The organism is Flavobacterium qiangtangense (assembly GCF_042658345.1).
In the GTDB taxonomy this organism is placed as follows: Bacteria; Bacteroidota; Bacteroidia; order Flavobacteriales; family Flavobacteriaceae; genus Flavobacterium; species Flavobacterium qiangtangense.
The window spans coordinates 253347-280159 of sequence record NZ_JBHSQB010000010.1; the positions used below are offsets into that span (position 1 = coordinate 253347).

The 26813-nt window shown below is 36.3% G+C and carries 18 protein-coding genes; 8 read left to right on the forward strand and 10 right to left on the reverse strand.

Annotated features, from left to right (window positions below; translation table 11 throughout):
• Positions 1–11: 11 nt before the first annotated feature.
• The 6 genes from ACFPVY_RS15075 to ACFPVY_RS15100 all read right to left on the reverse strand — a co-directional run bounded on the left by ACFPVY_RS15075 (position 12) and on the right by ACFPVY_RS15100 (position 13138).
• Entirely contained in the window at positions 12–1730 is a 1719-nt protein-coding gene (locus tag ACFPVY_RS15075; RefSeq protein WP_379792955.1) for a hypothetical protein, read from the reverse strand.
• A 17-nt stretch (positions 1731–1747) separates the two neighbouring features.
• Positions 1748–3040, reverse strand: a complete 1293-nt coding sequence (locus tag ACFPVY_RS15080) for an MFS transporter (protein WP_379792956.1) — start codon at positions 3038–3040, stop codon at positions 1748–1750.
• A 5-nt stretch (positions 3041–3045) separates the two neighbouring features.
• Complete coding sequence (locus ACFPVY_RS15085; protein ID WP_379792957.1) at positions 3046–4098, reverse strand: glycoside hydrolase family 130 protein; 1053 nt, start codon at positions 4096–4098, stop codon at positions 3046–3048.
• Between the two features lie 81 nt (positions 4099–4179).
• Complete coding sequence (locus tag ACFPVY_RS15090; RefSeq protein ID WP_379792958.1) at positions 4180–5652, reverse strand: RagB/SusD family nutrient uptake outer membrane protein; 1473 nt, start codon at positions 5650–5652, stop codon at positions 4180–4182.
• 11 nt (positions 5653–5663) lie between these two features.
• Complete coding sequence (locus tag ACFPVY_RS15095; RefSeq protein WP_379792959.1) at positions 5664–8741, reverse strand: SusC/RagA family TonB-linked outer membrane protein; 3078 nt, start codon at positions 8739–8741, stop codon at positions 5664–5666.
• A gap of 185 nt (positions 8742–8926) precedes the next feature.
• A complete protein-coding gene (locus ACFPVY_RS15100; RefSeq protein WP_379792960.1) occupies positions 8927–13138 on the reverse strand; it encodes a hybrid sensor histidine kinase/response regulator transcription factor in 4212 nt (1403 codons plus the stop codon).
• Positions 13139–13401: 263 nt separating this feature from the next.
• Here ACFPVY_RS15100 and ACFPVY_RS15105 point away from each other — a divergent pair, with 263 nt between their 5' ends.
• Positions 13402–15264 (forward strand): ABC-F family ATP-binding cassette domain-containing protein, encoded by a 1863-nt coding sequence (locus ACFPVY_RS15105; RefSeq protein ID WP_379792961.1) that lies wholly within the window; start codon positions 13402–13404, stop codon positions 15262–15264.
• A gap of 84 nt (positions 15265–15348) precedes the next feature.
• Here ACFPVY_RS15105 and ACFPVY_RS15110 read toward each other — a convergent pair whose 3' ends face one another.
• The gene (locus ACFPVY_RS15110; RefSeq protein WP_379792962.1) at positions 15349–16140 is read right to left on the reverse strand and encodes an oxygenase MpaB family protein; all 792 of its coding nucleotides are present in this window, start codon (positions 16138–16140) and stop codon (positions 15349–15351) included.
• 101 nt (positions 16141–16241) lie between these two features.
• On the opposite strand from ACFPVY_RS15110, the gene ACFPVY_RS15115 reads away from it, so the two are divergent.
• Complete coding sequence (locus ACFPVY_RS15115) at positions 16242–16526, forward strand: hypothetical protein (RefSeq protein WP_379792963.1); 285 nt, start codon at positions 16242–16244, stop codon at positions 16524–16526.
• A gap of 87 nt (positions 16527–16613) precedes the next feature.
• On the forward strand, positions 16614–17324 hold the full coding sequence (locus ACFPVY_RS15120) for a hypothetical protein (protein WP_379792964.1): 711 nt from the start codon (positions 16614–16616) through the stop codon (positions 17322–17324).
• 37 nt (positions 17325–17361) lie between these two features.
• On the opposite strand, the gene ACFPVY_RS15125 is transcribed toward ACFPVY_RS15120, so the two are convergent.
• The gene (locus tag ACFPVY_RS15125) at positions 17362–18909 is read right to left on the reverse strand and encodes an SDR family oxidoreductase (RefSeq protein WP_379792965.1); all 1548 of its coding nucleotides are present in this window, start codon (positions 18907–18909) and stop codon (positions 17362–17364) included.
• Between the two features lie 164 nt (positions 18910–19073).
• On the opposite strand from ACFPVY_RS15125, the gene ACFPVY_RS15130 reads away from it, so the two are divergent.
• Positions 19074–19907, forward strand: coding sequence for an O-methyltransferase (locus ACFPVY_RS15130; protein ID WP_379792966.1), 834 nt, complete (start codon positions 19074–19076; stop codon positions 19905–19907).
• Here ACFPVY_RS15130 and ACFPVY_RS15135 read toward each other — a convergent pair.
• Together ACFPVY_RS15135 and ACFPVY_RS15140 are read right to left on the reverse strand one after the other, a co-directional pair.
• Positions 19904–20155, reverse strand: coding sequence for a DUF7218 family protein (locus tag ACFPVY_RS15135; protein ID WP_379792967.1), 252 nt, complete (start codon positions 20153–20155; stop codon positions 19904–19906). The two genes, ACFPVY_RS15130 and ACFPVY_RS15135, sit on opposite strands and share 4 nt — an antisense overlap.
• Positions 20156–20288: 133 nt before the next feature.
• Complete coding sequence (locus tag ACFPVY_RS15140) at positions 20289–20972, reverse strand: hypothetical protein (protein WP_379792968.1); 684 nt, start codon at positions 20970–20972, stop codon at positions 20289–20291.
• A gap of 180 nt (positions 20973–21152) precedes the next feature.
• On the opposite strand from ACFPVY_RS15140, the gene ACFPVY_RS15145 reads away from it, so the two are divergent.
• The 4 genes from ACFPVY_RS15145 to secA all read left to right on the forward strand — a co-directional run bounded on the left by ACFPVY_RS15145 (position 21153) and on the right by secA (position 26533).
• Positions 21153–21854 carry an ABC transporter ATP-binding protein gene (locus ACFPVY_RS15145; RefSeq protein WP_379792969.1) on the forward strand — a complete coding sequence of 234 codons (702 nt, stop codon included), beginning with the start codon at positions 21153–21155 and terminating at the stop codon, positions 21852–21854.
• 221 nt (positions 21855–22075) lie between these two features.
• Positions 22076–22648, forward strand: a complete 573-nt coding sequence (locus tag ACFPVY_RS15150) for a cob(I)yrinic acid a,c-diamide adenosyltransferase (RefSeq protein WP_379792970.1) — start codon at positions 22076–22078, stop codon at positions 22646–22648.
• Between the two features lie 189 nt (positions 22649–22837).
• On the forward strand, positions 22838–23059 hold the full coding sequence (locus ACFPVY_RS15155) for a DUF2795 domain-containing protein (RefSeq protein ID WP_022828503.1): 222 nt from the start codon (positions 22838–22840) through the stop codon (positions 23057–23059).
• An 87-nt stretch (positions 23060–23146) separates the two neighbouring features.
• On the forward strand, positions 23147–26533 hold the full coding sequence (secA, locus tag ACFPVY_RS15160; protein ID WP_379792971.1) for a preprotein translocase subunit SecA: 3387 nt from the start codon (positions 23147–23149) through the stop codon (positions 26531–26533).
• The last annotated feature ends 280 nt before the right edge of the window (positions 26534–26813 follow it).

Consider the following 26813-nt stretch of genomic DNA (forward strand, 5'->3'; position numbering starts at 1 on the left):
AGTCAGAATATTTATTTTTTAGGTTGAATATTATAATCCACTACAATATCATTCACGAGCATCTTAGAACCTGAATGCGAAATTTTTCCTTTGGCTGGAACCATCACGATAACTGCCGAAGTTTTTCCGTTCAATTTTATCTTGGACGAAGAAGAAACATTTTTCGCCAAGAATTTTCCCGAAACCGTGTCGTATAAATCGACTTTTTTACCTTTTTCGACACTTACGGTAACCGTCTTATTTTCGTTGTATGGATTGTAATACAAATAAGAAGGATAGGCTTTGTCGTTGAAGAAATCGGTTGCTAATAAATCCAATTGCAGGATTCCCCCGACATTGGTTTTCTTAATGATGCTTCCAAAAATCCCTACGTGTCCGCTTCCGTAAACACTCAATTGTGACTCTTTTGGATTTTTTCCTGGAACCCAGAGAGGTCCATCGCCTTGAGCAACCGGAGCTGGAATATTTTCATTTTCAGGATAAAGTGACTTTTTGATGATTCCTTCATAGGCAATCACATTCTTACCAGCATCTGCCAATTCAGGAATGGTTTCGTGCTCATCTGGCATGTGTTCTGGATAAAAGAATTTTGAAGCATTTGCGGCATTCAGCATCCATCTTCCGATACCATTTGCATACGATTGATCATAACGAACCATTGGTACCAAAGGCCAAGCGGCATCATAGGTATTCATTAAAAATCCGTAACCTCCGTTATGAACCGTACTTCCTACTGTTCCCGAAACATCATATCCATTCCAATTTCCTACCAAAAATCCCCATCCTTCACGGCAGATTGCAGTTCCGTCAAAGGTCCAATCTAACATTTTAGCAGTGTCGTATGATTTTCCTTCTTCTGCATTAATTCTTGCTGATAGATAAGCACCAAACGGCATCAATAACTCGTAAGTTGGATTTATCGGCTGTGCTTCCAAAGCGGAAAGTGCCGAAAGTGCTCCTTTTAAATATTTTTCATCACCAAATTTTTTATAGGCAGAATACAGAATCCAAGCATGACCTGCAGCGGCATCGGGTTGAGCACAAATGTTGTTTGTCATCGGTGTCATTTTCGCGTAATCGAAATACGAATAATTGTAATTTCCATTTAAAATAACATCGGCTTCATAGAATTTATCGGCTATCTTTCGGGCTATTTCATCAAATCCTGGTTCATTTGGATACAAGTCGTATACGGCATAAAACAATAAATTCGGATAGACATCATACCACCAATCACGCCCATATCCGCCACCTAGCAAGGCAACTTCTGGACATGTATTGTTCATCATGATGTCCCAACCTGTTTCACTATTGAAATAATTTTTCAGCATTGAAACATAATTGCGATTGTCTTGATTTGTCTTGTCAATTCCAACCAAACTCGCACCTAAAGTCGCACCCATTGTGGCCAATGATTCGTGGAACATTCCTTTATTGGCTTCGCCTTGACGGACATCTCCCATGGCTGTATACAATCCGACCACATCCTGAGGATAATTTTTGTGACTTTTATCAATCCAAACCAATGGCCAGAATTCTCCTTTTGCTTCGAAATCATAAACAACAGCATCAAAATCTTTTGCCAATTTGTTGTAATCAATGATTCCGAAAGGTTTTGGTACATCTGCCATTAAATCAACTCGTGGAATTGACTTTTGTTTTACCTGAGCTTCTACAGGCAAATTCAAGAGCAGAAAACAAATTATTGTCGTTTTAAAATAAGTATTCATTCGTAGCTAATTTTAATTTAGGTAATATTGTTGGCCGTTTCTTCCAATGCTTTTGGATTTATTTCCTCCTCTTCTTCTGGAGCTAACTTATTTCCTTGGGCAATAATTTTCTTACTTATGAAGATAGAGCAAAGTTGCAACAAGGCAATGATTCCAACGGCGTAACGCAAGGCTACATTTTCTGATACGGCAAAATACAGTACTAAAAATGTTCCTGCTCCAAGAAGTCTTCCTAAATATAATCCTGCTTCATGGTTCAGAATATAAGTGAATTCACCTCTTTTTTCAATTTTAGAAACGATATCAATGACTCTTAATTGAATTGGGTAATAAGCCAAATCCATCAACGGTTTTGCGATTAATAGAAGTAATAAGAATACAATTACGCCCATTTCATTGAACAACGCGGCATTGAAACAAGCTCCAATTGCAAAAAGAATAAGTCCTGCTGAAAATGTCTTGATTCTGTCTTCTGGTTTAGAAAAACGACCGATAAAATAAATAATGATTGCGGCAAGAACAGCTCCGATGGACTGTGCTTTTCCTAAAGCTCCTTCTTCTCCTAAAAGTTTAAAGATGAGCATCGCTGGAGCGGTTACGAGAAAACCTTGTGCCAAACCTTTAAACATCGCTAAGGTCAATAATTTGTTCCAAAGCGGATGAAATTTAAAGAATATGTATTTTTTTTGAATTGGATTTTGAAATTTCCCTCTAAAACATACAACTGAAGCGAAAATCGTGATGACAAATACAATTCCTGTTATTACTTCGTAAGCTCCATGCTTTGAGTCGGCACCTGTTTTAGACTGGATGAACCAACCGATTGTTGCAGGAATTACGATTGCAATGATGGTGTAGAAAAATGTTTCCAATCCATAATAATAGTTTCGATTATCGTCGTTTGTAATCGAAAGCACAAGGTAATCCCTATTGGACCAATACAACCCGAAGGAAAGTCCCATAGTAATTCCGGCCACTCCAATTCCTAGTAAATCCAAATTTTTCAAGGACATCATTATAATCATCGAAACACCGCTGAGCATCATCCCTATGGAATATAATTTTCTTATGTTGAAATATTTCAGAAGTAATCCATTCAGTAAAAACGTAAGTGGAATTCCTGTATAAATCGCCAATTGGTAAATTACAACTTTTGAGGTATCATCTGAATTTCGCATAATATAGGCCGCTACAAAAATATCGATAACTGGCTGCACTAGCGCATAGACCAGGTTGGTTAAAACCAATATCTTAAAATTGTGGCTCTGACTTTTAAAATGGTCAAATTCTAATGTAAGTTTTTTTAGCATTAGCTTTATTTTAAAAGTGAAATTATTTCATTGATAGAAAATTTTGCACCGCAAACAAATTCATCCGAAGCACCGTAATAAATCGTCACGGTATCTCCATCAGGCTCTACGATATGGCCGTTTGTGAACACAACATTTCCGAAGAAACCGCTTGTTTCATATTCCGCTGTTGGAACCATGATGGGTTCTTCAGTTCTTGCTAAAACTTTTGTCGGATCATTCAAATCCAATAAAAAAGCACCTAAACAGTATTGGTGATTTTCGTTGGCTCCGTGATAGATTTCCAACCAGCCTTTTTCCGTTTTTATAGGAGCTGCTCCAGCTCCAACGCGTTTGCTGTCCCACAAACCTTTTCGGGTTCTAACGATACAATGGTGATTTCCCCAATGGATTCCGTCAGGAGAAGAAGCAATCCAGATATAATTTCCACCAATGTCAACGCTACTCGGTCGATGCAAGGCATAAAAAAGTCCGTTTATTTTTTCTTCGAAAATGGCACAATCCTTATTATGAGCTGGAAAAATCATTCCGTGTTTTTCGAAATGCTTCCAATCGGTTGTAGTTCGCAGTCCCACTCCCACTCCATTATCTGAAACAGAAGTAAACGTCAGGTAATATTTTCCTTCGATTAAAGCAACACGACAATCTTCAATTCCGAAAGCTTCTAGAATACCTTCACCTACTAACGAAGGATAATCTTCTGGCTCATAAAATTTAACTCCGTCATCACTGCATAATAATCTGAGATGTGATAATGTGGTTAAATAATCGGTTCCTTTATAATTGATTACCCTTGCATCAGTTGCAATTAATTCTGGGTCGTCTTTTTTGATTTCGATGATGTCTATGCTTCCTGTTTCCGTAAGAATTGGGAAAGAAATAATAGCATCATTTTGCTTTGGTCGCTCCGCAACTCTTACGATAAGCCAAGTTTTTCCTTTAAACTGAAAAACGCCAGGATTTAGCAAACAAGTAATTTCCAAGCCTTCGGTACTGGCTGGAATATCGTTGGGAGATAGCAATGGGTTCTCTACAAAGCGTTTCGCGATGTCTTTCATATTCGTGGTATTGTTATGTAAAAGCAAAGATTGACCCAGAATAACTAACTCTAACCCTGAGCCAACCTCTTCTTTAAAAATTTAGTAATCGTTTTGTGTTAATGTTCCGGCCGAAGCATCAATTTCTGATTGTGGAATTGGATAAAGCATGTGCTTAGGTTGAAAGTTTTTTCCGTGAGCGGTTAATACTTGCTGTGCAATTCCCCATCTTTTTAGGTCAAGCATTCTTTGATTTTCAAAACCAAGTTCAACTCTTCTTTCAGCAATTAACCATCCTTTGATTGTTGCTGGGTCGCTTGAAGTCGGCCTGTCTGGCAAAGTTCCAGCTGGCGGAACAACTCCGGTTGCACTTGGTGTAGTTCTGGCTCTATTTCTAATTTGATTTATAATTTCGATTGCTCCTGCATAATCATTTGTTTCAAGCAATGCTTCAGCTTTCCAAAGCAACGCATCGGCAAAACGAATATAAATTTTGTTATTTGGAGCATCATCATTACCTTTATTGTCCCCATTTAATGTACCTAGCATCTTATTCATGTTTTGATCGACAACATTTACAGTAAGCGATTTTCGTGGGTCATTTGGTTCAAAGGCATTTAAGAAATCAGTGCTTGGCGCAAAAAATCCCCAACCAAGCGGTGCGCAAATTCCGTTTCCTCTCCTCGGAGTAGCGTTTGTTTGATGATCAAAAGCAAAGATTACTTCATTATCTGTAAATTCAGTTCTAAAACTGTCAAAATAATGGGCGTTCAAGCTGAAGCCTAATCCAGCTAACTCGTCTACCAATGGCGGAATGGCACTCCAATTTTCATTATACAAATGACTCTTTGCCAATAATGCAATTACAGCTCCCTTCGAAACTCTCCATTTTTCTGTCTCTGAAGAATATTTTGAATTTGGCAATAAATCTTTTGCCAGCGTTAAATCAGCCTGAATTTGCTCCCAAACAATTGCTTTGTCAGCTCTAACTGCCACTTCAAAAGCTTCTTCAAATGTTTTTACTGGTCTTAAGATTAATGGTACGTCGCCATAGTTTGTTACCAAAGAGAAATAATAATACGAGCGTAAGAAATAGGTTTCTCCTAAAAGTTGTTTCTTTCTAACCGTAGTAATTCCAGTGATTGTTTCAATATCTGGATTGTTTAAGTGCTCAATTACTGTGTTCAGCCTTTTTATAGCTTCATAATTGTATTTCCATAGTCCGTTTGGCCCTCCATTTTCTGATGTAAACGTGAAATTATTTATTTCGTCAATCCACGGTTGGTCTCCGTCAGGGTTCCACTTTTTTTCCATATCATCTGACGCGATGTCTTGCATGATATAATCATTTTGAAAAACGAGTCCGCCGGTCCAGTTCCAATTTCCAAGTATGTTCAACCTATTGGACAACAAATCATACGATGATCTTGTAAGATTTTCAATAATGTTCAAGGTAGGCGTATTATCAGCCTGTTCTTGAGTAACGACGCCTACTGGTGTAAGGTTTAAGTCGTCTTCGCAGCTTGCTAAAGTAATTATCCCAATTACCATCGCCAATTTATAATATCTTTTCATAAAGCTTTTTTTTAGATTTTTATTCTTGCTCCCAGCATTACTGATGTCGATTGAGGATATGTTCCTTGGTCTTTCAACAGCGTTGATTCTGGATCCAATCCGCTGTAATCTGTCCATGTCAATAAATTTTGACCTGATACATACACTCTAAAGTTTGAAATTCCTGACCATTCTTTTCCATTAAAAGTATAGCCTATTTCAAGATTTTTTAATCGTAAATAAGAAGCGTCTTCCACAAAAATGCTTGAAATTCTGCTTCCTCCGTTATCATTTTGTGTCACGCGAGGAATTGTGTTGCTTGTTCCTTCTCCGTTCCAACTATTTAATACCGCTGTGGTCGAATTAAATGGACGCCCATCATAATCTAAGATTTGTTTTAAATCATTGTAACGGTCCACATCTTCCACTCCTTGGAATAAGAAAGAGATGTCAAAATTCTTGTAAGCAGCATTGAACGAAAGTCCGTAAGTCAATTTTGGAATTGGATTTCCAATGAATGTTCTGTCATTGGCATTAATTTCACCGTCGCCATTCAAATCCCTGAATCGAATATCTCCTGGTTGCGTAGTTCCTGCGCCAGCTGACAAGTGTGAATTTATCTCTGCCATATTTTGGTAAATTCCATCAAATTGGTATCCATAATAAGCATTTATCGGTTGTCCAGCAACTGTTCTTGTATTTGAAAAAGTATCTTCCAGCAACCTCACGTTAGAATGCAATCCAGTAACTTCATTTTTTAAAGTAGCCAAGTTTGCACTGACGCCATATTTAAAGTCGTTGTCGTTATTTTGAAAGTTCAGCATAAATTCGAAACCTTTATTGGTAACTGATCCTGCATTAATGTAAGTCGACTGAATGCTACCCACCGAAACACCTGGCAATCCCAGTGTTAGCAATATGTCATCTGTTTCTTTCTTAAAGTAATCAACCGAAAAAGTTAACTTGTTACTGATGATGCCAAAGTCGATACCAAAGTTGGTCTGTGTCGTCTCCTCCCATTTAAGGTTTGGATTTCCATAACGAATAATGTCAGTTCCGTTTGCATTTGTGGTAACAAATGTTTGGAAAGCATTGTTTGGAATTTCCTGATTACCATTTTTACCCCAGCTTGCGCGAAGCTTTAAGTTTGATAACCATGATACGTCCTTCATAAAATCTTCGTTTGAAACCACCCAGTTACCAGAAACGGATGGAAAATAACCCCACTTATTATTTGGGCCGAAACGTGAAGAAGCATCTGCACGAACTGTGGCCGTTGCAAAATATTTCTCTTTGAAACCATATGTTCCAGAAGCAAAGTAAGAAAGCAAACTCCATTGTTCTTGATTACCAGAGCTGTATGGATATAATGTTGTTGCACTTCCTAATCCTCCATAATCTAAGTATCTAAAAGGATCTGATGTATTGTCAAAGCTTGATCTGGCTCCACCAATTGCTGCACTTTTATTTTTAATCATCTCTGTACCTAAAAGCAGGTTTACGCTATGATTATCATTAAAATTTTTAATATAATTAAGCGTATTTGACCATGTAAATGTGATGTTTTCTCCTCTGTTTTCGTTTAAGCTATTTGGCCTGTTATTTCTTCCAAGTCCAAAGTTCACATCACTCACGCTGGCGATATTTGGGTCTCCGTAGTTTTCTGAAAAAACCTTACTGTGCAGAAATTTAATATCAGCACCAAGGTTACTTCTAAATTTTAAAGATTTGTCGCTTAGTAGAGCATACTCCGCATACACATTTCCAAATACTTGAAAAGTTCTTCTTTTGTCATCTGTAAAATGAACTATCGCAAGCGGATTTGAGCTGTACTCGTAGTCTTGACTCCATCCTTGATCAGGGCCTGTGTAAAACGGCAAATCCGTATACGGGTCATTCGCAGAATATGTTGGGTCATTCACGTCTTTATAAACACTTAAAACAGGTGGACGAATTAACGCATGACGAATAACGCCTGGCGCATCTCCACTAGAAGAAAGTCTATCTTGTTGAATAAAATTAAGTTGCATATTTGTACCCACAGAAAACCTGTCAGACACATTTGAATTTACATTAGTTCTAAAATTGACACGTTTGTATTTATCGTTATTTTCTGTCACAATTCCATCAATTCCATAGTAACCTCCTGAGATAAGATATTGGGTTTTCTCTGTTCCGCCGCTAGCTGAAACTTGAAAGTTTGTTGAAAGACCGGTTGTAAATAATTCATCAAGCCAGTCTGTGTCTGCAAAAATTCTTTCATTGCGGTCGCGGGCATAAGGATTTACGGCACCTGGGATGTTTTTTGTACTATTATTCCATGCAAGTTCTTCCATATCCAAATATTGCGATGCATTAAGCATATCTGGCAAGTTTGTTGCAAAATGTACTCCAGTAAAAACGTCTACATCAAAGGTAGATTTTCCTGCTTGACCTTTATTTGTAGTAATTACAACAACGCCGCCCGCAGCTCTGGAACCATAAATAGCTCCTGCTGCCGCATCTTTAAGAACGGTCATGCTTTTTATGTCATTTTGATTAAGGAAAGTAATATCTCTTGTAGGAATTCCATCTACGATATACAATGCGTCATTGTTACCTAAAGTTCCTTCACCTCTAATTCTTAATCGTATACCGTCACCAGGTGCTCCAGTACTAGCTGCCACAAATACTCCGGCAACTTGCCCTTGTAATGCCTGTGTGATATCAGGAACTCTAGTTTTAGAAAAGTTTTGCATGTTCACTTCTGAAACTGCTCCAGAAATAGAGTTTTTTCGCTGTCCCACATACCCGGTAACTACAACTTCTTCTAATACTTTTGAATCAACGGTCATGACCAAATTTACTGCGGTTCCAGGTGATGCATTTTTTTCTTGGGTTTCATAACCAACATAGCTAAACACCAGCACACCTGGCGATACCATGTTAATAGAATAATTTCCATCAAAGTCAGTAATCGTACTTTGATTTGTTCCTTTTACTACTATCGAGACTCCAGGAAGTGGGCCTGCATTGTCAGAAACGGCACCTGTGACAGATTGCGCATGCGTGGCGCCCGCAACTGCCAGAAAGAAAAGCGTTACTAGATTTAAAATAATTTTGTTTTTCATAAAGCGAGATTAATGGTTAGTAACTTGAACAAAATTTAATAATTTCAATAAAATGATAAAAAAAAATGAATATCATAAATAATCACTAAAATTTTTGCATAAAAGTAATTTCTGAACCCTAAAAAAGCTGTACACTATTTGTTCAATTGTGTATACGAAAACGAAATAGTTTGATTTTCAACTTATTAAAACCGAAGTCTCTTATTCTTATAATCCATCTGATAATTCTTTGGCGTCGTGCTATAAACCTTCTTGAACTCTCTGTAAAAGTAAGAACGGTTATTAAATCCAGACTTATAACAGACTTCTGACACAGTCATTTCATCCTTTCGAAGCAACTCTGCTGCATACTTCAGTCGAATAATTCTAATCAATTCTCCGGGACTCAAATTGAATATGTCTTTTGTTTTCCTATAAAGTTTCGACGTGCTAATTCCCAAAGTTTTTTCTATCAATGCGCTTTGAAGATTTTCATCATCGATACTTTTTCGGATGACTTCGATAACTTCTCTAATAAAGTCTTTTTGACTGGTGGTATTATTGAGTGTTAAGCTGGTAAATTGTTGATCTTGCAGAAAATGACGTCCAATATTTTCTTTTTCTTCTAAGAGCTTTTGAATTCTGATTTGTAAATGTTTTGGATAAAAAGGCTTTGGAATATAGGAATTTGCTCCGCTTTCTAATCCTTCTATTCTGTGCAGCACAGACTCTTTTGCAGTCAGCATGATAAAAGGGATATTACAAGTCAATAGGTCGGATTTTACTTTTTTACAAAGTTCAACTCCATCCATCATTGGCATCATTACATCACTTATAATCAAATCTGGGATTTTAGTTTCCATTATTTCAAGCGCTTCCAAGCCATTGGATGCTGTTAAAATAGTATAATTTTCATCTAAAAGCTGCTTTAAGAAAATATGAATTTCTTTGTCATCTTCAACAATCAATATTGTGGGTTGCTGTTTCTCTAGCTGTTCTAAAGAGATCACTTTTTCTGGATTTACTGGTTTTGTTTCCTCAATTTCAGTTAAGATGCTTTTTAAATGTGAAGAAATTATGATTGGTTTTTTATCTGCGAAGACATCTCTATCCTTGAAAGATTCTTTAGAACATGGAATATAAACTACAAGAGTAGTTTTAACGTCGGGAATACTTGAAACATTTATTTCGCCTCCGAGAAGAGTGACTAATTTCTTGATGTAAGCCAAACCTATACCTGTTCTCAAAACTTCAGGATCAATAGCGACGCCAGCATCTGAAAGAAAAAATCGGTCAAATAATGAATCTAATTTTCCCTTTGGAATTCCTTTCCCAGTATTTGTAACCTTTATGGCTACTTTCTTTTTTTCTGCTTCTATATAAACTTCTAAATCAATTTTGCCGTTGTGCGGCGTATACTTAAAAGCATTAGACATCAAATTAAAGATGATTTTTTCAATTTTATCTTTGTCATACCAACCCACAAGTTGTTGTGGAAAATTGACATTGTAATTAATGCTCTTATCTAACGCCCAATCGTCAAAAAGTTCTGCAATCTGTTCCAGCAAGCCTACTAAATCAAATTCCTTTACTTGGATTTCCACCTCTTCATGTTCCATCTTTCTAAATTCGAGCAATTGCTGTGTTAAAATCAGCAAACGGGCAGCGTTACGTTCAATGAGCTTAACAAATCTTTCACTCCTTTCATCAAGGCCAGTTACCTCAGCTAGTTTTTGAACCGGTCCAACGATAAGTGTTAGCGGCGTGAGAAATTCATGAGCAATATTGGTAAAAAACACAAGACGGTTCTCATGGAGCTCTTCTTCTTTTTTTCGAATTACAATACTTTGACTAAGCGACTGTCTTTTTAAATAATAACTCTTTACAAATAATAAAAAAGAAATTAATAGTATTCCATAGACAGCAATTGCCATATTTGTCTGCCAGAAAACAGGAGTTACCGTAATGTCAATAGCGCAGATTGGCTGGCTCCAAATTCCGTCTGCATTTGTCCATTTCATCCAAAGCTTATAATTACCGTGAGGCACATTAGTAAATGATATGACATCTCTATTTTCAATCGACTTCCACTCTTTATCAAAACCTTTTAATTGATAGGCATATTTGCATTTCTCATTGTTTAAATAAGTTAGTACGCCCACATGGACATCAAAAAAGTTTTCGCTGTGTTTTAAGGTTACCGAAGGCGTGACTTTAGAATTTGGAGAAATTACCAATCCTTGAAAATAAGGAAAATCTGCATTTTGTCCAGTAACCTTGTCAATAAACAAATCTGGCATTACATTAGATTCTTTAACCTGTTTAGGATTAAAATAGTTGAAGCCTTTTATGCCTCCAAAAAAGATAGTTTCTGAATTGCTACTCTTGTAATAGGCTCCATCAGCGAATTCATTATTTTGAAGACCATCGCTTACAGAATAATTTGTAAACTTTAGTGAACTAGACGAATAATTCGATAACCCGAGATTGGTACTAATCCATAAGTTTTTATTTCCATAAGGTACAATTCCGTGTATTGTATTATTTGGAAGTCCATCTTTAACCGTAAAGCTTTTAAATTTAGCAGGTCCAACATCTGGTAATTTTTCCAAAACGTTAAGTCCAAAGCTAGTTCCAATCCAAAGTTTTCCCGTTTTTTCTTCTTTTGCAAGACAAAGAATGTCATTATTGGAAAGTGTACTTTTATCTGCAGGATTGTTTTTATAAACGGTAAAATCTTCTGAACTTTTATCAAAAAGGTTGAGGCCTCCAAGACGCGTCCCTATCCAGAGATGCAAACTGTCTTTTGGCAATATTGAAAAGATAATATTACTACTCAAACCCTTTCCTTCGCCTTTCCCTGCCTTATAAATTTTAAAATCGCTAATCTTTAACTTTGCTCCGTTTCTGATGATTTTGCAACGAACCATTCCGTAGCCGTTAGTACCTAACCACAAAAATCCTGATTCATCAGCATGAATGGTGTAAACAGATTTAAAGTAGTCACAATCTGCACTGCCTTCAATTTGGTCCCAAGTGATAATTTTATTATTGACTTTGTCGAAAACAGAAATTCCTTTTCCATCGCAACCTATAAAAATCAATTCGTCCGCTCCTTTGCACAACGCATATATGGCATTGCTGGATAATCCAGAATTTTCATCAAATTTTTGATACTTTAAAGGCTCGCCTTTCAGCGAGCGCTCGCCAGTAATCCTAAATATGCCCTTGCCTTTTGTGCCAATCCAAAGCTCATTTGTTTCTGGTTCTAAAAATGAACGAACAATGCCACCATCCAGCTCTGGAATCGTGTTCTCATCAACAAGGTTGAATGCCTTCTTGTCAGGAAATATTTTAAACAATCCATCGCCGTCAGTTCCAGCCCACATGATATCTTCAGTACCGCTAACAAACGAAGTGATTTTTTGATTTTTTAAAAATCTAAACCAATTGGCTTGTAACTCCTTGCCTTGAAAATCAGAAAGAAAGAAACCGTTTCTTCCGGAAAATAGAATTCCATCTTTATAAACGCCCACGATTGATTTCACGCCCTTGTAAGAAAGCTTTTGCTCCTGATTCTTTTGTAAATTGATTAAAACAATTTCGTCTGATGTTTTAATTGAAATAATGCTTCCATCGGGTAATACGTTGAAATTTTGAATTTCTTTTGATATGAACGTTACATTTGTTATCGTTTTTGATTTATTTTCGATTGTCACGGCAAAAAGCTCATTAGAGTCAGTCAACAACAATAATTGACCATTCGTTGAAAATTCAGTTTTTATTATCGACTTATCATGAAGATGTGAATTTTTTAATTTTACAAACTCAGACCCATCAAAATAGCCTACACCCCAATCCTTTACAGCACAAAACACTTCGCCTGAACTATTCAGAGCTATGTTAAATTCAGATTCTGATAACGGCGGCTTATTCTTTCTAGAAAAATAAAAATTATTGAATTGATTTTTCAATTTGTCGTATCGATTTATACCGTGATTTGTTAAAATCCAAATCGAACCCGAAGCATCTTCAAAAATTTTAGTTACTACTTGATTGCTAAGCGAGTTTAAAACTCCTTGTTCTGGCCTAAAAATTTTAAATTTTTTTCCATCATAGCGATTTAAACCGTCCCAAGTTCCTACCCACAAGAATTTCTGCGAATCTTGAAAAATACAGTTTACCGAGCTATTGGATAAACCCATCGTATTGTCCAATTGCTCCATGGAATACGCTACATCTATCTTTTCTTTATTGAAATCGATATAGTTATCAACTTGTTTGGTGTCATTTCCCTTTTTGATGCTAGCAGTACTGGTGTTGCTATCGCTACAAGCGAATGCCGCTAAAGCTATTATCAAAAGCAAGAAAAAAAGATATAATCGACTTATTAAATTTTCAATCTTTACTATTATCATTTGAACATGCAGGCTTAATAATGTGATTTATAAAATCTATGAAATACAAAATAATGTGAATATAACTCATATTTGCTTTAAAAAAACACAAATGTGAAGAGTTTTCAAAACACGCAGTTTTTGCTCAATTTGCCTAAAAAACCAACGCAATACTCAGGAATTCGTCAGCTTATTTTTGCTTCTAAAAAACGATGAGTGCGTAAAAGCAAAGCCGTTCGTTTCAAGAAAAAATAAAAGCTTACTTTTGCACAAAAATTAGTATAGTGAATTATTTATCAGTAGAAAATATCTCAAAATCCTTTGGCGAAAGAACGCTTTTTAAGGACATTTCTTTTGGAATCAACAAGGATCAGAAAATTGCTTTTATTGCGAAAAATGGTTCTGGGAAAACGTCAATAATGCGAATTATCAATGGCGAGGACGAATCTGATACCGGACAAGTTGTGATTCGAAAAGATATTAAGATGGCTTTTCTTTCTCAAGACAATAATTTGCAGGAAGAATTGACGATTGAAGAAAGCATTTTTGCGAGTGATAATGAGACTTTGGAAGTAATTCACCAATATGAAAAAGCGCTAGAAAATCCGGAAGATGAGGAAGCTTATCAAAGAGCTTTTGACCGAATGGATCAGTTTAACGCGTGGGATTTTGAAACGCAGTTTAAGCAAATTTTGTTTAAATTGAAGCTGGAAGATTTTAGTTTGAAGGTAAAAAATCTTTCGGGTGGACAGAAAAAAAGATTGTCTTTGGCGATTATTTTGATCAATCGTCCGGATCTTTTGATTTTGGATGAACCTACGAATCACTTGGATTTAGAGATGATTGAGTGGCTGGAAAGTTATTTTGCAAAAGAAAACATCACGTTGTTTATGGTGACGCACGACCGTTTCTTTTTAGAGCGCGTTTGTAATGAAATCATTGAATTAGACAACGGAAAATTATACCAATATAAAGGAAATTATTCTTATTATTTGGAGAAAAAAGAAGAGCGAATTGCTTCAGAAAATTCGAGTGTTGATAAAGCGCAAAATCTTTTCAAAAAAGAATTGGAATGGATGCGAAGACAGCCGAAAGCAAGAACTACAAAGAGTAAATCGCGTCAAGATGATTTCTACGTAATCAAGGAAAAAGCCGAAAGCCGACGTAAGGAAAATAAAGTCGAACTTGAAATCAACATGGAAAGAATGGGAAGCAAAATCATTGAGCTTCACAAGATTTCAAAGAAATTTGGCGACAAAGTGATTTTGGATAATTTCAGTTTTGACTTTCAGCGTGGCGAACGAATTGGGATTATCGGGAAGAATGGAACGGGAAAATCTTCTTTCTTGAATTTATTGACAGGAACAATTCCTGTTGATTCTGGAAAAGTGGTTGTTGGTGAAACGATTAAAGTCGGTTATTATACACAAAGCGGGATTAATCCAAAACCTGGACAGCGCGTTATTGATATTATTAAGGAATACGGCGAATATATTCCGCTGACAAAAGGGAAGATTATTTCGGCTTCACAATTGTTGGAACGTTTTCTTTTTGATGCGAAAAAACAGTACGATTTTGTAGAAAAATTAAGCGGTGGTGAGCTAAAACGTTTGTATTTATGTACAGTTTTGATTCAGAATCCGAATTTCTTGATTCTGGATGAGCCAACAAATGATTTGGACATCGTGACTTTGAATGTTTTGGAGAGCTTTCTATTGGATTATCCGGGATGTTTGTTGGTGGTTTCACACGACAGATATTTCATGGATAAGATTGTAGATCATTTATTCGTATTCAGAGGCGAAGGTGAAATTGAGAATTTTCCTGGGAATTATTCTGATTTTAGAGCCTACGAAGACAGCGCTGACGTGCAACAGAAAGAAGACAATAAAACGGAGAAAAAAGCTTGGAAACAAAATAATCCGACTGGAAATTTGACTTTTAACGAGCAGAAGGAATTCCAAAAAATTGAACGTGAAATTAAGGATTTGGAGATTGAAAAATCTAAGATTGAATTGTTATTTTCTGAAGGAAAAGTGGCGGATGCAGAGATTGAAAAAAGAGCAAATGAATTGCAGGTGATTATCAAAAAGATGGAAGACAAAGAGGAGAGATGGTTTGAGTTGAGTGCTAAAATGGAGGGATAGTTCTCGCAAAGGCGCGAAGACGCAAAGTTTTGAACCATTAAGGAATTAAGGTTAATTAAGAAATATAAAAAACCACAACTGAATTTAATTTGGTTGTGGTTTTTCTTTTGAAATTGTTTTGGGGATGTCGATTTCTTTGATTTGATTTTTATAATTTGAGGGAAGAAGAAGATTTTTTATGGTGGTATCCAGCTTTACAGTTCTGCTTATTTTGTAGAATTGTATTACTGGTTTCAACAAGGTAAAATCATTTTTAAAAAGCTTGTCCTTTGCAATTTTGGGTATAATTAATTTTTGGACTCCTATTAATATAGTGAATCGAATTGCTCCAAGATGCTTTTTATATTGCTTGAATAAATCGATGGTGAATTTACTTTTTTCAAGATTTTCTTCTAAATGCGCATCGCGAACAGGCAACCAATCGTTGTAATTTTTGGATAATTCTTTCAAACCCATTCGCAAGCCAACACGGTAAAAAACATTGTAGACTTCTTCTTTTTCTGGATGAGTAAGCTTTCTTTCGAGCAATTCAAACGAAGCGATAGAATAGTGAATGAGCATAAAAAGCACATCGCGATAAGCCCAATCAGGAATTGACATTTCCCTACTCTTTTCTACCGAAGCGTGGATATGTGTTATAAAATCTATCGATTGATTGGCTTCTTCGGTTGACGAAAAAACAATTTTTCGGGCATATCCGACGGTTGAAAAAAGCCTGCCCAATGGGTCTGATGGCAATTTTCCAGTATAATACAACCAATCAACAGCTTTATTTAAAGCAAATTCGGCCGAAGCTCCTGCGAAAATAAAAAGTACCGTGTCACTCTTTCCCCAAATCTTTCGAACGATTGAATTTTGTTTTACAAATAATTCCATAACCATTTATTTTTTTTCAAAAGTATAAAATATTTTTTATTTAAAAGTACTTTGTATTTCAAAGTTTATTACATTTGTCAAGAATTTAAACTTGAAATATCATGAAAAACAAAAGATTTATAGGCATTTTGCTAACGATAGCGGTGCTATTGTGTATTCCTTTGATTGCGATGCAATTTACAAGCGAGGTAGTTTGGACCCTATCTGATTTTATAATTGCTGGGATTCTTTTATTGGGAACCGGAATTGTAATTGAAGTTGTAGCGAGAAATATAAGAAGCAAAAAAGCTAGAATCGTAATGATAATAGGAACTTTAATGGTTCTTTTCTTAGTTTGGGCAGAAATGGCTGTAGGAATTTTTGGAAGTCCTATTGCTGGTTCGTAAAAACTTAATTCATTTTTGATATTATAAGAAATTTCAAGCAACCAATAAGAAATTTCTGCATCTATTAACTACAACAAATATTCAAAAATGAATTTCCTCAAAAAGTTGAAAATTTTCTGCGTTGCAATTTTTATATGCTCTCCAAACTTATTCTTTTCACAAGAAAAAAACGATGAACATTCTTACATCCTAAAATTAAATGCAACAGCTCTTGTCGACGGTTTCTCGTTCCCTGCTGTGCAATTTGCCTTGGAGAGAAAGTTCAACAATTCCTTTAGTGTACAAGGAGAACTTGGCTTGCAACTCTATGATTTGGGTAATTCAGTCGACACAGTTTCGATCGATTCAAAAGGTTTTAGAGCAAATGCAGAAGGGAGATTTTATTTCTTGAACTACTACAAAAAAAATAAAAGTCGAAGAAGGATTTCCGACGGTGTCTATGCCGGATTTCAAGCATTTTATCGAGAAAATCAATTCAGTAGAAACACGAGCTATTATTTTGAAGAAAGTGAAAATGAAGAATTATATAAAGATAATTTTGGCGTCAAAAAAAAGATTTTCGGAGCCAATTTAGCATTAGGGTTTCAAAGACAATTTGGTCATTTTGTACTTGAACCTTATATGTATATTGGAATAATGAATCGACATATAAAAAACTTCGATCGATCTTATAACCCTCATTTGGGACACGTTGAAGACAACGGTCCTCATGATTTATTTGGAGATACTGATATGGAAGAATCTTCGGGATATAAAGCTAACTTTTCATTTGGATTGAGACTTGGCTATCGATTTTAAACATAAAAAAACCGCAAAATTTTTGCGGTTTCCTATTTTACCAAGCAATCGGATTATAATCTTTCAAAAATTTTCCGCACCAATGTTTTCCAGTATTTATTCCATCAAATAACGGATCCATGACTCTTGCTGCGCCATCAACAATATCCAATGGTGGCTGAAAATCTTGTTCTTCTTGCTTTCTTTTTGCTAGTTCAGCTGGATCTTCGTCGGTTACCCAACCAGTGTCAACTGCATTCATAAAAATTCCGTCTTTTGCTAATGTTCCTGCTGCAGTGTGAGTCAACATATTCAGAGCTGCTTTCGCCATATTGGTATGCGGATGGCGGTCTTCCTTAAAATCTCGGTAGAATTTGCCTTCCATTGCAGAAACGTTAATGATGTGTTTTTTGCCCGTATTGTCTTTCTTCATTACTTCCGAAAGTCGGTTGCAGAGCACAAATGGCGCTACCGAATTGACCAACTGCACTTCAATCATTTCGGTTGTTTCAATCTGACCCAATTTCAATCGCCAGCTATTTGTTTTTCGTAAATCGACTTGTTGCAAATCGGCATCCAATTCACCTTCTGGGAAAACTTCTTGAGCCACCAATGTATTGTCGAACGAGTAGGGAATCTGCGATAATTTGGCGGAAGCCCTCAAACCAATTCCAGGTTCCGGGCCGTGCCAAGTTACCGGCATATTTTGGTTAGATGAAGCTCCGATGGTCAAGACTTTTAATTCCTCCAAACAATTCAAATGGTCGTTCAACAAACTTTGAACATCTGGATGAAACGACGAAATTGGCTTCTCCTCGCTTTCCATCATGTGTGTATAAAATCCTGCAGGACGTCTAACGGTTTGTGCTGCATTATTAATCAAAATATCCAATCGCCCGTATTTTTGTTCGATGAAATTACAGAAAATCTCCACACTTGGAATGTGTCGCAAATCTAGTCCGTGAATTTTCAAACGATGTCCCCAATCTTTAAAATCTTCTTCTTTCGCAAAGCGGGTAGCGGAATCCACTGGAAAACGCGTGGTGGCAATGACAGTCGCACCACCTCGCAACAACATCAAAGTTATATGATATCCAATTTTTAAACGAGAACCGGTGATCACGGCAATTTGTCCGTTTACATCAGCGGTTTGAAAACGTTTTGCATAATTAAAATCACCACAATCCGTGCACATTGTGTCATAAAAATGATGCATTTTAGTGAATTTTATCTTGCAAACGTAGCAGATTTTTGGGATTTTTAGTTCCAAAATTTCTCTGTTCAAAAGTTCATTTGAAGCCAATAATTTCGGGGCTACAAAAATACTCGCCTCTCGAGCTGAACGGATTCCTGTTTCTTTTCTAGCAGTTCTGTCGCGTTTTTCTTCCTTGCGTTTCGCCAATGCTTTTGCATCTTTTTTTCGCTTCGCAAATTCTTCTCGGTCAGGTCTGGAAAATTTTCCTGCTGCTTTGATTAAAGCTGTCCTTTGTTCCTTTGGAATTTCAAAAATCTGAGAAGTTTCTGAATTTAATTGTTCCAAAACCGCAATACAGCGATTTATTTCTTCGGCAGAAAGTATATTTTTTGTTACTATTTCTTCGTTCATTATCATTCGGTTGAATTGCTTTTGCGAATTCATCGGATGCAAAGATAGGTTTTATTTTTTGCCACAGATTCCAAAGATTTGCACGGATTTTTTTCTATAAAATTTTAAAATCATTTTTTAATCTGCGAATCTGCGGTTACTTTTGCCTTTTGTATCTTCGCGCTATGCAACACATTTTTAAATCCTATCTGAAATTCCTCTGGAAATCAACAAATGCACACGGAGTTCATTCGCCATTTGTATTTGATTTGATTCGAAAATGTTTTTATGACAATACAAATTACCCTGAATATAAAATTTTAGAAGAATACAGAAATTCTCTTTTACAAAATAAAAACACCATTGAAGTCACTGATTTTGGAGCCGGTTCGAGAGTTTTCAAATCGAATACGCGAGCGATAAACAAGATTGCCCAAAATGCCGGAATTTCTCCAAAAGATGCAAAGCTTTTATTTAGAGTTGTAAATTATTTTCAACCTAAGAATATATTAGAAATCGGAACATCATTAGGTTTAGCAACTTCTGCTTTAACCGTAAACAATGTTGCGGAAATCACAACTTTAGAAGGTTGTCAAGAAGCGGCAAAAGTCGCTCAATCGCAATTTCAAAAATTCAATTTCAATGTAAATTCTGTTATAACTGAATTTGAACATTATCTGAAAAACTGCCAACTAAAAACTGAAAACTGCCAACTAATTTACTTCGACGGCAACCATTCAAAAGATGCAACTTTAAAATATTTTGAATTGCTTTTACCGACAATTTCCAATGAAACCGTTTGGATTTTTGATGATATTCATTGGTCATCAGGAATGGAAGAAGCTTGGGAAACCATAAAAAAACGCCCCGAAGTAACGGTCACGGTGGACACATTTCAATGGGGTTTTGTTTTTTTCAGGAAAGAACAAGAGAAGGAACATTTTATAGTTCGAACGTCCAAGTCTTTCTTTTTGGATAACATTTTAGGGATAAAAAACCTTTGGGGATTGCTTCATTAATTATTGCGTAATGCTTTTATTAATTCGGCTTTGCTCATTTTTGAACGCCCTTCAATTCCCACCTTTTTAGCTTCGTCATAAATCTCCTGTTTGGTTTGGTCTTCATATTTGTCTGACTTTCCTCCTCGCTTTTCAGCGCCTTTACTATTGGCGATTCTCGCAGATTTTTCTTTGCTGTAACCTTTATCTCTCAATGCTTCGTATTGGTCTTTGTCTTTGACTTGCGGACCTGGACTTTTTTCTGGCATAACTTTAAAATTTAATAGTTCAACTTTTCTATTAAAGTTACTAAATAATTAAATTTTAAGTTGTTAAGCATCGGTTAAAACAAAAAATGACCGCCATTTCTGACAGTCATTTTCATCCTAACTCAAATCGTTATTATTTTTTAGCGTCTGCGTTTTCTTCAGCTTTAGCTCCCATTCTCTCCCATTTGAATTTTGGAGCGAATTTTAATTTCAACTCTGCAATTTTAGCATTGTCTTTTGATGACAAACCTTCTTTTTCAACAGTGTTTTTTCTTGAATCTAAAGCTTCATACATTTGTTTGATGTAATCAAAATCTTCTCTTGAGTATGAATCTTTATTGGTTTCGAATTCATTATAGAAATCGTTGTAAACAGTCAAGATATTATCTTTATTTACCCAAGAAAAATCCATTTTTTCTCCAATTTTTCCAGCTTTAAAATAAGCCGCGCTTAAAACTTGCTTTCTATCTCCAGGCGCTGGAGTTGTAGCGTCAGTTGCTGGCATTGCCGCTGATTGCGCGTCTAATTTTGCTTTTAATTCAGCATATTTAGCTTTTGATTTATCAAGTCTTTGTTGAGCTGCAGTTTTATCTTCAAGCGCTGCAATTTCTGCTTCAGCTTCTGCTGTTTTTGCGTTGTAATCTGCTTCAATTGCTGCCCAATTTGTTCTTGCTTCATCAACTGAAACATTGCTTACTGAGTCAACATATTTTTCATAATTGTCAAAAGTAGCTTCTGCCGTTGTTGACTTTTTCTCACATGATGAGAATCCTAATGCGATAACTGCCGCACCTGCAAATAAATTAATCTTTTTCATAATGGTTGGTTTTAATTAAAATTGTTATTTAAAATTACTTCAAAAAAAATAATCATCGAAATTTAACTTAATACTTTAGCAATAATTTAATATGAAACTGCAAATTTCACAATTTTATCTTAAATCGATAATTCCCACATTTATCAAAAAATCATTACTTTTAGGGCTCAAATAAACACTATGTCATTAATCAAGATTACCAATATAAAAAGAGATTTTCAACTCGGGAACGAAGTCATCAACGTTTTAAAAGGAATCGACCTCAATATTAATAAAGGAGAATATGTAGCTTTAATGGGGCCATCCGGTTCGGGAAAATCCACTTTGATGAACCTTTTGGGATGTTTAGACACGCCAACTTCCGGAACCTATATATTAAACGGAAACGATGTCAGCCAAATGACCGACGATAATCTGGCAGAAATCCGAAACAAAGAAATCGGGTTTGTCTTCCAGACTTTTAATCTTTTGCCAAGAACCACGGCTTTAGATAACGTTGCGCTCCCAATGATTTATGCCGGATATTCAAAATCTGAAAGAAAAGAAAGGGCCACAGAAGTTCTAACACAAGTGGGCCTTGCCGATAGAATGGATCACGAGCCAAACCAGCTTTCTGGAGGGCAGAGACAGCGTGTGGCCGTCGCCAGAGCCTTGGTAAACAGGCCGTCAATTATCCTTGCCGATGAACCCACGGGAAATCTTGACAGCAAAACTTCGGTAGAAATCATGAATCTTTTCAATGAAATTCACGCCAACGGAAACACCGTAATCTTGGTAACCCACGAAGAAGACATCGCCGCATACGCCCACAGAATCATCAGATTAAGAGACGGTTTAGTGGAAAGCGACAACATAAATACAGAAATAACGTTGCACAAATAATTTAAGATTTAGATTTTCAGAAGCCAAACATCAAGCATTCTTTAAACGAAATTCCCGCTTTCTGCAGTAGTTTTTTTGAAGAAAAATCAAAAAAAGCTACTGCCGCCAATCGGGGCTATTTTCAAACTTTCTGGCTCCTTTTAAACTTTTAGACCAATATTGTCAACAAACATCACGCAAACACCCCTGAACCTTTCACCCAAAACACTAGACCAACAAAAATGAAAGTATATACAAAAACCGGCGATAAAGGAACCACAGCACTTTTTGGTGGCGACCGAGTTCCAAAACACCACATCAGAATTGAAAGCTACGGAACCGTTGACGAACTCAATTCCCACATCGGATTAATTCGTGACCAAGAAATAAACACACATTATAAAGAGATTTTAATCCAAATTCAAGACAGGCTGTTCACAGTTGGTGCCATTTTGGCCACACCTCCCGAAAAAGAAACTTTGAAAAACGGAAAACCAAGATTAAATATTCCAAAAATCATCGAAGGCGACATACAATTGCTTGAAAATGAAATCGATGAAATGGAAAGCCAATTGCCACAAATGACACATTTCGTGCTTCCAGGCGGACACACAACCGTGTCATATTGTCACATCGCACGTTGCGTTTGTCGTCGTGCAGAGCGACTTTCGGTACATTTAAACGAGCTGGAACCCACAGATGAGTTCGTCATCAAGTACTTAAACCGACTTTCTGACTACCTTTTTGTACTGGCACGAAAGTTGTCCTACGACTTGAAGGCTGACGAAGTGAAATGGATTCCTGAAAAGCAGTAGTTCAGTTTGCAGTGTTCAGTCTTTAGATAGTAGATTTCAGATTTTCAGACCATCAAAAAAACTGAAAACTGACCACTGAAAACTGCCAACTCAGAAAACGTTCTTACATTTTTTTTAAAATAAATACAATTTTACTTGACTTATTCAGTAAAAAAATTATTTTTGCATAAATTATAAAATCGATATCAGATGTATTGGACATTAGAATTAGCATCTTATTTAAGTGATGCGCCGTGGCCTGCTACCAAAGACGAGCTTATCGACTATGCTATTAGAGCTGGAGCACCATTAGAAGTGGTGGAAAATCTTCAATCTATAGAAGACGAAGGTGAAATCTACGAATCAATGGAAGAAATTTGGCCAGATTATCCAACTGACGAAGATTATCTTTGGAACGAGGATGAATATTAAAAAATAATATCACAATGAAAAGTCTCTCGCGAGGCTTTTTTTTTGTTTAAATTTGCAACATTTTATAAATAGAAATATATAACAATCATGAGTTTCATCAATAGCATATTAAAAGCTTTGGTTGGAGATAAATCAGAGAAAGACGTAAAGTCAATCATGCCGATTATCGCCAAAATTAGAGCATACGAAGAAACATTGGCAGCCCTTTCTCACGATGAGTTGAGAGCAAAAACCATTGTCTTCAAAGAAAGAATTAAAGAAGCAAGAGCAGATAAAGATGCTAAAATCGCTTCTTATAAATTGGAAGTTGAAAAAATCCAAGATATCGATGCTAGAGAAGACATCTATGCTTCTATCGATGCTCTAGAAAAAGAAGCTTACGATATTTCAGAAAAAACATTGTTAGAAATTCTTCCTGAAGCTTTTGCAGTTGTAAAAGAAACAGCAAAAAGATTCAAAGACAACACTGAAATCACCGTAAAAGCGACTCAAAAAGATTTAGAACTTTCTGCTACAAAACCTTACATTCAGATTCAAGGCGACAACGCAACTTGGGCAAATACTTGGAATGCAGCAGGAAAACAGATCACTTGGGACATGATTCATTATGACGTTCAGCTAATTGGTGGTATCGTTTTGCACCAAGGAAAAATCGCTGAGATGCAAACGGGTGAAGGTAAAACATTGGTGGCAACGCTTCCTTTATATCTAAACGCTTTGACCGGAAACGGAGTTCACCTTGTTACCGTGAATGACTACTTGGCAAAACGTGATAGCACGTGGAAAGCGCCACTTTTTGAATTTCACGGAATGACTGTTGAATGTATCGACAATTACCAGCCAAATACCGAAGGTAGAAGAAAAGCGTATAACGCCGACATTACTTATGGAACAAATAACGAATTTGGTTTTGATTATTTGAGAGACAATATGGCGCATACGCCAGAAGAATTGGTTCAAAGAAAACACAATTTTGCAATTGTCGATGAGGTCGATTCTGTTTTGGTTGATGATGCTAGAACACCTTTGATTATTTCGGGTCCGGTTCCTCAAGGTGACCGTCACGAATTTAATGAATTGAAGCCAAAAGTGGACCACTTGGTAAACTTGCAAAGACAAATGGCAAACGGATTCTTGGCAGAATCTAAAAAATTATTAAAAGAAGGAAATACAAAAGAAGCTGGGTTTTTATTATACAGAGCTTACAGAAGTCTACCTAAAAATAAAGCATTGATTAAGTTTTTGAGCGAAGAAGGCGTTAAGCAATTACTTCAAAAAACGGAAAATCATTACATGCAAGACAACAATCGCGAAATGCACAAAATCGATGAGGCTTTGTATTTTGTGATTGAAGAAAAAAACAATCAAGTAGAATTGACAGATAACGGAATCCAATTCCTTTCTGGCGATACTGACAGCGATTTCTTCGTACTTCCAGACATTGGAACTGAGATTGCCAGAATCGAAAAAATGAAACTTGAAAAAGACGCTGAAGCGGAAGAAAAAGAAAAACTATTCCAAGATTTCAGTATCAAAAGCGAGCGTATTCACACTTTGACTCAATTGTTGAAAGCCTATACTTTGTTCGAAAAAGACACTGAATATGTGATCATGGACAACAAAGTAATGATTGTTGACGAGCAAACAGGTCGTATCATGGACGGACGTCGTTATTCTGACGGTCTGCACCAAGCGATCGAAGCGAAAGAAAACGTAAAAATCGAAGCGGCTACTCAAACTTTTGCAACTGTTACACTTCAGAATTATTTCAGAATGTACAGCAAATTAGGCGGTATGACTGGTACTGCGGTAACAGAAGCTGCTGAACTTTGGGAAATCTACAAATTGGATGTTGTTGAAATTCCAACAAACAGACCAATGGCCAGAAAAGACAAAGAAGATTTGATTTATAGAAGTACGCGTGAAAAATTCAACGCCGTTATTGAAGACGTAACGAAATTGGCTGAAGAAGGAAGACCAGTTTTGATCGGAACAACTTCTGTTGATATTTCTGAATTATTGAGCCGTATGCTTAAGATGAGAAATATTCCGCACAACGTTTTGAATGCTAAAATGCACAAGCAAGAAGCACAAATCGTTGAAGAAGCTGGAAAACCAGGCGTTGTAACAATCGCAACAAATATGGCAGGTCGTGGAACCGATATCAAGCTTTCTCCAGAAGTTAAAGCTGCGGGAGGTTTGGCAATTATCGGTACAGAACGTCACGATTCACGTCGAGTTGACCGTCAGTTGAGAGGTCGTGCTGGTCGTCAAGGTGACGTTGGTAGCTCTCAATTTTATGTTTCTCTTGAAGATAACTTGATGCGTTTGTTCGGTTCTGAAAGAGTAGCGAAAGTGATGGACAGATTAGGTCTTAAAGAAGGCGAAGTGATTCAGCATTCAATGATGACTAAGTCTATCGAGCGTGCTCAGAAAAAAGTAGAAGAAAATAACTTTGGTGTTCGTAAGCGTTTATTGGAATATGATGACGTTATGAATGCACAACGTGAAGTGGTTTACAAACGTCGTCGTCACGCATTGCACGGAGAACGTTTGAAAGTCGATATCGCAAACATGATGTATGACACTTGCGAATTAATTGTTGAAGATAGCAAAGGAACAAATGATTTCAAGAACTTTGAATTCGAATTAATCCGTTATTTCTCAATCACTTCGCCGGTAACTCAAGAAGAATTTTCAAGACTTTCTGCACAAGAATTAACAGGAAAAGTGTACAAAGCAACGTTGGATTTCTATACAGAAAAAACAGCGAGAAGCGCAAGAGAAGCTTTCCCAATTATCAGCAATGTGTATGAAAATGAGAACAACCAATTCGAAAGAATCGTGGTTCCTTTTACTGACGGGATCAAGACTTTGAACGTGGTAACTGACTTGAAAAAAGCATACGAATCTCAAGGAACACAATTGATTGGTGATTTTGAGAAAAATATCACGCTTGCCATCGTTGATGAAGCTTGGAAAAAACACTTACGCAAAATGGACGAATTAAAACAATCAGTTCAATTGGCAGTTCACGAACAAAAAGATCCATTGCTTATCTACAAATTTGAAGCTTTTAAATTGTTCCGAAAAATGTTGGACAACGTGAACAAAGAAGTAATTTCGTTCTTGTTCAAAGGTGATTTGCCACAACAAAACACGCAAAACATCCAAGAAGCAAAAGAAGTTTCTCGTCCAAAAGAAAAATTGACAATTTCTAAAGATGAAATTCCAAATACGGATGAAGCTGCAGCAGTAAATCGCGAAGCTGGTCACTCGAGCGCTAGCGAACAGGCGAAGCAAACACAAAGACCTCAAGTTACAGAAACAATCGTTCGCGATCAACCGAAAATCAACCGTAACGACAACGTTACCGTGAAACACGTTTTAAGCGGAAAAACTGAAACTATGAAGTTCAAAAAAGCGGAAGCACTTTTAGCTTCTGGTGAATACGTTTTGGCAAATAATAACTAATTAAGTATTGAGATTTTAGAATTAAGATTCTCTTGAATAAATAAAATCCCCAATTGCAATTTGTGATTGGGGATTTTTTATTTAAAAACACATTCTAAAAGTTTATATATTTGGAAACTAATCTATTTTATTATTACCATGAAAAACATATTATTTCTGTCCGCCTTATTATTCTCTTCACTACAAGCTTTTTCACAGCAAATTAACTATGAACAAAAAGCCTTTGATTTTTTTCGAGATTCAATTATAAAGCATAAAAATAAAAAATCTACGTTAAAAC

Bases quoted from the DNA above. Each gene is read 5' to 3' on its own strand.
- ACFPVY_RS15075 (WP_379792955.1), bottom strand. From the start codon at position 1,730: ATGAATACTTATTTTAAAACGACAATAATTTGTTTTCTGCTCTTGAAT.
- ACFPVY_RS15080 (WP_379792956.1), bottom strand. From the start codon at position 3,040: ATGCTAAAAAAACTTACATTAGAATTTGACCATTTTAAAAGTCAGAGC.
- ACFPVY_RS15085 (WP_379792957.1), bottom strand. From the start codon at position 4,098: ATGAAAGACATCGCGAAACGCTTTGTAGAGAACCCATTGCTATCTCCC.
- ACFPVY_RS15090 (WP_379792958.1), bottom strand. From the start codon at position 5,652: ATGAAAAGATATTATAAATTGGCGATGGTAATTGGGATAATTACTTTA.
- ACFPVY_RS15095 (WP_379792959.1), bottom strand. From the start codon at position 8,741: ATGAAAAACAAAATTATTTTAAATCTAGTAACGCTTTTCTTTCTGGCA.
- ACFPVY_RS15100 (WP_379792960.1), bottom strand. From the start codon at position 13,138: ATGATAATAGTAAAGATTGAAAATTTAATAAGTCGATTATATCTTTTT.
- ACFPVY_RS15110 (WP_379792962.1), bottom strand. From the start codon at position 16,140: ATGGAATTATTTGTAAAACAAAATTCAATCGTTCGAAAGATTTGGGGA.
- ACFPVY_RS15115 (WP_379792963.1), top strand. From the start codon at position 16,242: ATGAAAAACAAAAGATTTATAGGCATTTTGCTAACGATAGCGGTGCTA.
- ACFPVY_RS15120 (WP_379792964.1), top strand. From the start codon at position 16,614: ATGAATTTCCTCAAAAAGTTGAAAATTTTCTGCGTTGCAATTTTTATA.
- ACFPVY_RS15125 (WP_379792965.1), bottom strand. From the start codon at position 18,909: ATGAACGAAGAAATAGTAACAAAAAATATACTTTCTGCCGAAGAAATA.
- ACFPVY_RS15130 (WP_379792966.1), top strand. From the start codon at position 19,074: ATGCAACACATTTTTAAATCCTATCTGAAATTCCTCTGGAAATCAACA.
- ACFPVY_RS15135 (WP_379792967.1), bottom strand. From the start codon at position 20,155: ATGCCAGAAAAAAGTCCAGGTCCGCAAGTCAAAGACAAAGACCAATAC.
- ACFPVY_RS15140 (WP_379792968.1), bottom strand. From the start codon at position 20,972: ATGAAAAAGATTAATTTATTTGCAGGTGCGGCAGTTATCGCATTAGGA.
- ACFPVY_RS15145 (WP_379792969.1), top strand. From the start codon at position 21,153: ATGTCATTAATCAAGATTACCAATATAAAAAGAGATTTTCAACTCGGG.
- ACFPVY_RS15150 (WP_379792970.1), top strand. From the start codon at position 22,076: ATGAAAGTATATACAAAAACCGGCGATAAAGGAACCACAGCACTTTTT.
- ACFPVY_RS15155 (WP_022828503.1), top strand. From the start codon at position 22,838: ATGTATTGGACATTAGAATTAGCATCTTATTTAAGTGATGCGCCGTGG.
- secA (WP_379792971.1), top strand. From the start codon at position 23,147: ATGAGTTTCATCAATAGCATATTAAAAGCTTTGGTTGGAGATAAATCA.